Origin of the sequence: Xenorhabdus sp. PR6a (assembly GCF_028599065.1) — a bacterium.
GTDB classification, from domain to species: Bacteria; Pseudomonadota; Gammaproteobacteria; order Enterobacterales; family Enterobacteriaceae; genus Xenorhabdus; species Xenorhabdus doucetiae.
Map to the genome: position 1 here is coordinate 1 of NZ_JAQRFJ010000091.1, position 8,309 is coordinate 8,309.

Annotated in this window: 5 protein-coding genes; 3 read left to right on the forward strand and 2 right to left on the reverse strand. The window is 43.6% G+C overall.

Translation table 11 applies throughout. The annotated features are described in order from the left end of the window. Together PSI15_RS16385 and PSI15_RS16390 are read left to right on the forward strand one after the other, a co-directional pair. On the forward strand, window positions 1-1,275 hold a 1,275-nt coding region (locus PSI15_RS16385), incomplete at its 5' end, for a DUF4123 domain-containing protein (RefSeq protein ID WP_273584464.1). Beyond that, window positions 1,272-3,680 (forward strand): toxin VasX, encoded by a 2,409-nt coding sequence (locus PSI15_RS16390; protein ID WP_273584465.1) that lies wholly within the window; start codon window positions 1,272-1,274, stop codon window positions 3,678-3,680. The genes PSI15_RS16385 and PSI15_RS16390, both read left to right, overlap by 4 nt. Before the next feature lie 2 nt (window positions 3,681-3,682). Here PSI15_RS16390 and PSI15_RS16395 read toward each other — a convergent pair whose 3' ends face one another. Beyond that, window positions 3,683-4,567 (reverse strand): IS982 family transposase, encoded by an 885-nt coding sequence (locus PSI15_RS16395; RefSeq protein WP_273584466.1) that lies wholly within the window; start codon window positions 4,565-4,567, stop codon window positions 3,683-3,685. A 20-nt stretch (window positions 4,568-4,587) separates the two neighbouring features. Between PSI15_RS16395 and PSI15_RS16400 the strand changes: the two genes are divergently transcribed. After that, window positions 4,588-5,511, forward strand: a complete 924-nt coding sequence (locus tag PSI15_RS16400) for a hypothetical protein (protein WP_273584467.1) — start codon at window positions 4,588-4,590, stop codon at window positions 5,509-5,511. Window positions 5,512-5,635: 124 nt separating this feature from the next. On the opposite strand, the gene PSI15_RS16405 is transcribed toward PSI15_RS16400, so the two are convergent. After that, complete coding sequence (locus PSI15_RS16405; protein ID WP_273584468.1) at window positions 5,636-7,954, reverse strand: FdhF/YdeP family oxidoreductase; 2,319 nt, start codon at window positions 7,952-7,954, stop codon at window positions 5,636-5,638. Between the last annotated feature and the right edge of the window lie 355 nt (window positions 7,955-8,309).

Here is an 8,309-nt window from a genome sequence, read left to right on the forward strand (position 1 = left end):
TATCTTTGGGTAGCCGAGTTTTCATATGGTTACTGTGGCTCTGAACAACAAAAACCTCGACACTACCGAGCGCAGGCATTGATCCAAGCCCAAAGCCAGCATCAAGCATTAGTGCAATTATCTGAGCATATGTTGCATTCATTGCGGGCAGATGAAGGTCAGTACGAAAAAATTTTGCCCTTTCTGCAATATCTGGATACCAGCGCTCACCTTGAAAAACACCTGATCCTGAATCTTAAGAACGTCAGTGAGCAACAACCCATCATTGTGCTAAATCCACAGGATATCAGCGAGCCGCTGCCAATCGATACCGGTGATTTGGAAATCACCCAATATCCTTGTCCCCCCTTTACGGGTGAGAATCCCTTTAATCGATACTGGATTAGCGATACTTTACATTCCCTGCTTTATCAGCAAAACCAAAATGCCACGAAATATTCCCATTGCTATCTGGTCATTGATGCAGGGGTTTACCATAAACATGCTGGCCATTTTATCGTTCCTTCATTGATGGCCTCTGGATTGCCTTATCGTTGCCTGTTTAAGGGGTCAACCCAAATTGCCCTCGAAGATGCAGCCCCTTATCTGATCGAACTGACCGGCCACGAGGATAAAGCATTTCTGCGGCAGATATTCATCACCCACTACACGCCGGATATTGGGATTTTCATCCATACTGACAGCCAGTTTGATGAGCTGTATAACCACCTGCGCAAATTTCCCTACTTGCAACAAGAGCACAGTCAGCAATGGGTATTTTTCCGCTTCTATTACTCACTGACCTTGGATTTAACCCTAAAAAGCCTGTCCCGTGGCGCTCTTGCTTCCTTTATGCGGCATATTGGTGCCATTTACGGTTTCAATCATGAAAATTGCCTGATGAAAGCGACCGTAACAGCAAATATCAGGGAAGCCAAACTTGAGACTGTCACGATCAATGACAGGATGAACCTCAATTTTGAACGGTATATGCAGCAAAAGTACTTCCACAAGGTTAAGGCGTTTATCAAAGAACATGTTCAGCAACAGTGTCAGGTTCCAGAAGATCAACGGTTACCCTTTATCACCAGACAGGCCAATTACGCCTACCTGAACGGATTCACCCTTGAGCTGACGGGGCTTTACTGTATTGTGGCGCGCTCTGTGACCGCCAAAAATGAAGCCCTCTGGAACCACACGTTAGACGCTGTTTTGTCTGAGCCTTCCAATCAAGAAGCCAAAGCCTACAAACTTCTCAAGGAATGCCTTACCCCTACAACATGGAGCCAGTCATGACATCTTCAATAACCGACATTAGCGAAAGTGCGAATAAATCCGTATCCAGACTTGATATGGGGAGCACGAAGTACCCGTGCGATGGGAATATCAAACCTCTCTATCCTGTCCGCTATGCCTATGTGAATTTCTTTGGGGCAGAGCTGGAGAACCCAGAAGCACCACCCGATATTCACACGCTGATGTCTGCAACCACGCTGAAAGAGAGCAAAGGCTATGCTGCCCGTCTGCTGCGCCCAGGTTGGATTTACATTCGAGAAGAAGACAGTATGGAGCATAGACCCAGTAAAACGGCCTATTTTCATATCTTTAAATACGAACAAAACGGCGAGCAGCAAACTGAGAACTTTAGAAAATTCATCTACCGGAACAAAAAAGATGCACGTGATGGCGTAATACCGGAACCAGGTTTAAATGGAGAGGGATATCCTTTTTTATTTGTCGCGAAAGATGTCTCGAATATCAGTATTGCCTATAGTGAACATCTGTGGCATCCCAATGTCATCGCCCGTATCAATGGGGATTTGGAACTGCGTAAAAAAACCATGCAGTTCATTAATCTCGATGATGATAATCAATCCCATGCCATTGAAGCCAATGAGACTCACTTTACCAAACTGATTCAGGACTACAAAATCCGCAAAGAACAGTTTGCCGCCGCCAAAGCCAAAATTGATGCCAATAATTTCGGTGATATGGATTTAACCACCATCAGGATCGATGAACTGACTACGCAGTTATCCTATGAAATAGATGCGGATAAAATCGCTCGTGCGATCCGCAATAAGCTCTGTTATCAGGAAAAATCACGGATTGTGATCCTGCATGATCCCGTTGGGCGGCAAAAAGAAATTTTGGAAGCCCATCATATTTTGACTGCATGGCAACAATATAATGTGGAACTCAACCTTTACCCGTTAACGATTGGTTTATACATCGAAAGCCTTATTGAAGCGCATCGTAACAAACCGGTAGAGAAACGTTCTATCGGGAATGTCCTGAATCGTAGTGCAATAAAAAAACATTGGAGACCAATAAAAAACCAGCATCGAGAGTTTGAAAAACGACAAGATAACTTTATTAGTTTATTCAAAGCGTTTGCCAGTGCTTCTGAGGTTACCGGGCAAATCGGCAGCCTTGATAACTACCTGAAATATTTTTTCTCTGTCCATCAACATGAAAAAAAAGATATTTTAGAAGAAAATGATATTCAGGACATTCACTCTTTTGTGGATCTGATTTTCGATATTTTTCATGATCTCCAAATGTCCATACCCGCAGAAAAAATGCTGGAAGAGTTGATTTCACTGGCAGCCGATAACCCCAGTGCGGCACTCAACAATCTCCTTGATAAAGTAGCCACTTCTTCCGACAACTTATATGATCCCAATCAACAAGCAGATTCAAAAAGAAGCGCTGCAATTACGACTGCCGTTAATAACGCTTCTCCCGAATACAGTTCTAATGCTTGGGAAATTGCCGCAACAGGGATGGTAAAGATCCTGACTCATGGTGAAAGCGGAGATATTGCCCGCAAACTTTATCATGATACAAAGGACTTTATTAATAACCCTGACAAATCTGTTCAACGGTCTAAAAAGTGGCTGAATGAGAAATCCCTGAAAACCTTGCGAGCCGCTAAATATGTATCAGAAAAATTTTTTGCGATATTCGGTAGAGTTTTCGGTAAAGCCGTTGCACTAATGGAAACAGGAACCATCAAGATAAAAGGTCCCTTGACTCATTTAAGTGAGGCAGCTATTCGTTTAATCACCAACAAAATTGTCCCCGTTTTATTAAAACCTTTTGGCATTGCTATTGATTACCGGATGGGGCTTCATATAACCCTTAAAGAATTCGGGGAAATTCATAAACGATTAGTAAAAATCGCCGGAAAAAAACATTATCCTGGTAATAAGGGGCCGAAGATGCCTCGATATAATGAACCCTTCAGAAAACTGCGTGTATCAGAATCCCTTTTCTATCAAAAGCGACAGGAAATTATCCAGCCTGGAAAAGCAGAACAGGCATTCGAAAACGCCGTTAAAAAAGCGGGTAATACCGCGATAAAAGCCGGGATAAACACCGGGCAAGTCGTATCAGAACAAGTAAAAACAGCCGCCACTCAAGCCAATATTGGTATCAAACTTGCCAGCATAACGGTCAAAGAGGGTTTTAATACTTCCTTCGATTTTTTCAAAGTCGGTACACACAACACGGCAATATTACTCCAGAAAACCGCACCGGGTCTTAGCTTATTTCTTAATGTCAAAACGGCAACCTCTGTCGTTATCCAGTCCCAATTTAGCCAAAATAACCCGTTGGATCAGGATGAACTCAGCAGATCTTATGACGTTGTTAAATTTACAACAGCGCTTATTTCATTGACGGCTGACTTATTATAACCTCAGCTTCGTTTAAGAATAGCAATATCATTATTCCGTAAAGTCAAACTCGGTTTTTTAGGTTGGAATGTATACGCAATGAGGCCTGCGGCGATTTCCAGTAGAAAACCGAGTTGACTGCGATGTCTTGAATGCTCGATCTGAGAAATATTTTTGAGCTGATCAATGACCGTTTCTATCAAAAATCGCCTTCTTAACATTAGCCTATCCCAGAGCGATAACGCTTTGGCTTTCATATTGCGACGAACATTCGTGATTAACGTAACGCCTTCAGCTTCCAATTCATCGCATAAAGCCTGTGATAAATACCCTTTATCGCCATATAAACATCCCGTTAGCCCTTTTGCCAAGGCTTTGACAGGGTGACGATCATCTTGGTTTCCAGCAGTTAATTTCACAGCCAAAAGTTCCCCGCAATCATTGATAACCAGATGAAGTTTAAAGCCATAAAACCAGCCTGTACTGGTTTTGCCTCGTTGCGCCATGCCTTCAAATACCCGATGACGGGGAATACGTAGGTTATGACAAACGGCAATTTTGGTGGAATCAATAAAAGCAATTCCTTGGGTTGTCGCCTTACGTGACGACAGAAAAGCGCATAAAGGGATCAGTGCCCTTTTCTTCAGGGTGAGCATGCGGGTATAGCTGACTAATCCGGGAAAATCGGTGGTAAAATATTGTTTTACATGTTCAATATAAAACGTTTTGAAATCGCGATAATGGCTCATATGGAATAAAATGAGGATCATCATGACTTCGCTGAGAGAAAGGGACGCTTCGCGATCCCGTTTACGTAATCCATTTTCAATGAGCTGTTGATGCCAGAGGGGGATAAATTTTTGGCAAAAGTCATCGACGCAGCAGTAAAGTTCTTCTAAATTAGACATGCCTGAGGGTCTCCACGATTTTGTTTTCTTTAGCAAAAAACTTTGATCGTGCCTCAGGCACTTTAGTTCCCTTCTTAAGCGAAGCTCAGGTTTTGAATAGCATTGACGATAAACAATGTACCATGCGTAATGCCCAGCGGCTTGCACGAACGATTGTGTTTTTTCCCCTCCTTATTGGTATATTAATAACTTTTCATTACTGCATTAATAGTCTTATAGAATTAAAATCAAAAAGTGAAGTTAATATATTACGCACAGTCAATAATGTTCGTGAAAAATACGGAGAAGACTTTTACCTCCGCAAAGATCTTCCTGATATTACAGAAGGCTCTCGTTTTATTGGTAATGATAAAACTATCTCTTTCTGGAAATATCTTTATTATCGCTATAACTATTTCCATGCCAGTACCAAATTTTTAATTACCGACTTTCTACAGTTCAGCTCATTACTGGTTTTCTCTCTCTATCTGATACACCGATGCTTTTTCTGGAAATTGCAAGCGCCAATATTTATTGACCGACAGCGCCAACTGTTTTTTAGCTGGTACAAAGGCAAAGTTTATGCAGCGCGTTATTCACAAGTGGGTGTCTCCAATCAGACCGACCCGATGAAAATCGTCCATTTAATGGGGCTGGCAATGTATACATTGGATGATAATAACGCACTGGCTCGTCGCGCTTTCCAGATGTGCCTCTCTTATGGCTCCTTATGGGGATTTAATACCAGACTACGGCAAGACGAAGCCCACGCCTTTATCGTCAAATATTTATTACAAGGAAAGGATGCAGTTGCCGCCACTGATTATAAGCGTTTCCCTGCTTTGTTCTTGTTCAAAGATAAAAAACCGGCTGATTTTGATGAGCAACTTGAACGTATTTTGGCGGAATTGGATAAGCGGGATGGTGAAAAAATAAATACAGTAAGTAAATCGGCAACTGCATAAATTGATTCAAAAAGTTGGTGATCTCCAAATATGCTATCTCAGCAGTTCCATCTACCGATCGGAAGATAGAATTGCTGAAAAATGCCGTTTGAAAAAGAAACACCGACTTACACTATGGTTTTATTTACACAAGGCGCTGAAGTTCAGCCCGATTCTGTTCCGTGAGGGATAATTTAACCGGCACAGATTTTGAGGTTGGCGTGCCTGTACCATCACCAAAACTTTCCATTGGGACTAATGGGTTGGTTTCTGGATAGTAAGCAGCAAGGTTGCCGCGGGGAATGGTGTAAGGCACTAACTTGAAGCCGGAAACTTTACGCTTAATACCGTCATTCCATATTGTTTCGATATCGACCCGATCGCCGGCTTGATATCCCAGTTGAGCGATATCTTCCGGATTCATGAACAACACATCCCGCTGACCATAAACCCCACGATAACGATCATCCAGCCCATAAATCGTGGTGTTGTATTGATCATGTGAACGTAAGGTCTGCAACGTAAAAGGAACGTCAGTACCGTCAATTTGTGGGAACAGGGTTTTCGGTAGCGGTGCAGAGCTGAATTGTGCTTTTTTGCTCGGTGTCGCAAAACGTAATTCGGCCGCTGCATTACCAAGATAGAAACCGCCGGGTTGCTCACACTTGTGATTAAAGTCAGCAAACCCTGGAATGGTTGCCGCAATATGATCACGAATTTTATTGTAATCGCCCGCTAATTCCAGCCAGTTAATCGTCGCGGTATTACCTACTGTCGCATTAGCAATGCCTGCCACAATCGCCGTCTCAGAACGTTGGGTATCACATAACGGTTTATTCACGCCCTCTGAAGCATGAACCATGCTGAAAGAGTCCTCTACCGTCACAAACTGCGAGCCTGTGGCCTGAATATCACGTTCAGTACGACCCAATGTCGGCAAGATAAGCGCCCCTTTTTTCCCCGTAACAAGGTGACTCCGATTTAATTTTGTGCTGATGTGTACGGTCAAATCACAGTGTTTAAGCGCTTCTTCTGTTTGCTGAGTATCCGGAGCTGCGGCCGCAAGGTTCCCACCCAGTGCGATCAGCACCTTAACCTCGTCACGCAACATGGCACTCAACGCTTCCACAACATGATGACCATGAGCACGAGGAGGCTCGAAACCAAAATGAGCGGCCATGCTATCTAAAAAAGATTGGGGCGGTTTTTCATTAATCCCCATCGTCCGGTTACCCTGTACATTACTGTGCCCACGTACCGGACAAAGCCCGGCGCCAGGTTTACCCAATTGACCAAAAAGTAATTGCAGATTGACGATTTCGCGCACGGTAACCAAAGAGTGTTTATGTTGCGTTATCCCCATTGCCCAAGTACAAATGACGCGTTCAGCCTTCTGATAAATGGATGCCGCCTCACGCAATTGTGCTTCGCTCAAGCCCGATTGCTCTTCGATAAATGACCAGTCAGTTGCAGCCACTTCTTGCAAATACGCCTCCACACCATTGGTGTAAGTTGCAATGAATGCCAGATCAAAAATACCTGATTTACCGTTGGCCCGCAGGGTGTTATGGGTGTCCAAAAGTGCCTTAACCATCCCACGCACTGCGGCCATATCCCCGCCAAGTTTGGGTTGATAATAACGATGGCTAATCTCCCCTGCCCTTGGTGTCATCACTTCGAGTGGCTTTTGTGGATCAGCGAAACGTTCCAACCCGCGCTCACGCAGAGTGTTAAAAGTAACGATATGCGCACCCCGTTCAGCAGCGTGTCGTAAGCTATGCAGCATTCGTGGATGGTTGGTACCGGGATTTTGACCGAAGATAAAAATGGCATCGGCATGATCAAAATCTTGCAGCCGAATCGTCCCTTTCCCAACCCCTAAACTTTTTAACATGCCGCTGCCACTGGCTTCATGGCACATATTGGAGCAATCAGGGAAGTTATTGGTTCCTGCCAGACGGCCAAATAGTTGGTACAGCCATGAAGCCTCATTACTGGCGCGGCCTGAAGTGTACAGTTCAAGCTGATTAGGGTTATCCATCGCTTTAATATGGCTGGCAATCAGGGTAAAAGCCTCATCCCAACTGATCGGCTCATAATGATCCGTCTGCGGGTTATAACTCATTGGCTCCACCACTCGCCCTTGATATTCAAGAAAATAATCACTTTGTTGGTAAAGTTTACTCACACTGTAAGTGGCGAAAAATTCTCGGTCAACATACCGGCGAGTAGCTTCCCAAGTGACGGCTTTGGCGCCGTTTTCACAAAAACTAAAAAGACTTTTGTTATCATCTCCCCATGCGCATCCGGGGCAATCGAAGCCTCTGGGCTTGTTCATGCGCATCAGGTTAACCATATTTTTCAGGGCTTTTTTACTATCAAAGACGAAGCGGGTTGTTGCTTCCAGTGAACCCCACCCCCCCGCAGCCGCGTGGTAAGGTTTTATTTTTGACTTGAATTTCATAAAAATCTCTATTTTTTATGCCATGGTCAACACGCTCTGGCCACAGTTTACTTCTCAATATTAGGTATTGAAAGTGAACGTAAAACAGTCTTAATCAAAAATTATACAATAATTGGGGTAGTGATAAAATCAATTAAAAGATTAAAATAGGAAATGAATAATGGTGAAACCGTCATTCCGCACCTCATTTCTGATTTAAAAATAATGTGATTTACTGCACAGTGTGTTGCTTTATTCCCAAAACTAGGTTGACGGCGATCGTGAGGTTTGATCTATTACTTTTATTTGTCGGAAGTCCAATATGTCTCTCGCTGAACCCGCTATCCAACGTCTCGATCATCTTGGCCTTGTCGCC